Source organism: Methylobacterium nigriterrae (assembly GCF_037106235.1).
In the GTDB taxonomy this organism is placed as follows: domain Bacteria; phylum Pseudomonadota; class Alphaproteobacteria; order Rhizobiales; family Beijerinckiaceae; genus Methylobacterium; species Methylobacterium nigriterrae.
This window is the reverse complement of sequence record NZ_JBAWTG010000701.1, coordinates 1-300: the sequence shown is the minus strand read 5'-3', so window position 1 is coordinate 300 and position 300 is coordinate 1. Positions and strand designations below refer to the sequence as shown.

General features: G+C 72.3%; 1 protein-coding gene. It reads left to right on the top strand.

The window, feature by feature from the left end; genetic code table 11:
- The coding region (locus tag WDW90_RS38790; RefSeq protein WP_488803332.1) for a phosphatase PAP2 family protein at positions 1 to 300 on the top strand (300 nt) is incomplete at both ends.

Genomic DNA, 300 nt, shown 5'->3' with positions numbered 1-300 from the left:
GCGGCGACCACGGCCGATCCGGACTGGCTCCCGCTCCTGCCGACCCCGAGCCATCCCGAGCACCCGTCGGGGCCCGCCGTCGTCGCCGGGGCCGCGGCGCGCGTGAGGGAATCCTTCTACGGCAACATGTCCTTCTCGGCGACGAGCGCCGAGCTGCCGGGGGTGACGCGGCACTTCGACCGCTTCGCCGACGCGGCCGCCGAGGATGCCCAGAGTCGCATCTACGCCTGCGTCCATTACCAGTTCTCGGCTCAGGACGGTCTCGCTCTCGGAAAGGACGTCGCCGGCTGGGTGCAGGCC